Origin of the sequence: Desulfobulbus alkaliphilus, assembly GCF_016918545.1 — a bacterium.
In the GTDB taxonomy this organism is placed as follows: Bacteria; Desulfobacterota; Desulfobulbia; order Desulfobulbales; family Desulfobulbaceae; genus Desulfobulbus; species Desulfobulbus alkaliphilus.
The window spans coordinates 1-465 of the sequence record NZ_JAFFQC010000191.1; the positions used below are offsets into that span (position 1 = coordinate 1).

Annotated in this window: 1 protein-coding gene; it reads left to right on the forward strand. The window is 61.9% G+C overall.

All coding sequences use genetic code 11. The features are described 5' to 3' along the window. Window positions 1-465 (forward strand): methyl-accepting chemotaxis protein (locus JWG43_RS18060; protein ID WP_205244325.1); only part of this gene is annotated, 465 nt, incomplete at both ends.

A 465-nucleotide genomic window follows, 5' to 3' on the forward strand; every position in this document is an offset into this window, starting at 1 on the left:
ACGTCCATGGCTTCGTGCGCGACACCACGGCCAATGAAGGTGTACTCTCCCAATACCTGGCGCTGATGAAGCAGCAGCAGACCATGCGCGAGCAGAGCAAGCAAGCGAGCCAGCTCATCGTCAGCATCCAGAACAAGCTGGAGGGGATCACAACCCAGAGCCAGCAGTTGATGAACGCCAGCATCCGCGCCTCCGATCGGGTGCAGACCCAGAGCACCCTGACCCAGGGGATCAGCATCGCCATCGCCATCTTCGTCGCCATCCTGGTGGCCTTTACCCTGGGCAAGGCCATCCGCCGCCCCCTCAAGGAACTGCTGCGGGTACTGACCGAGGTGACCCAGGGTGACATGACCCAGCGGGTCGGCTTCAAGAGCCAGAACGAATTCGGCCAGCTCGGCAGCCAGATCAACCTGCTGATCCAGCAGATGGGAGACGTGCTCAGACAACTCTCCCAGGCCTCGACCC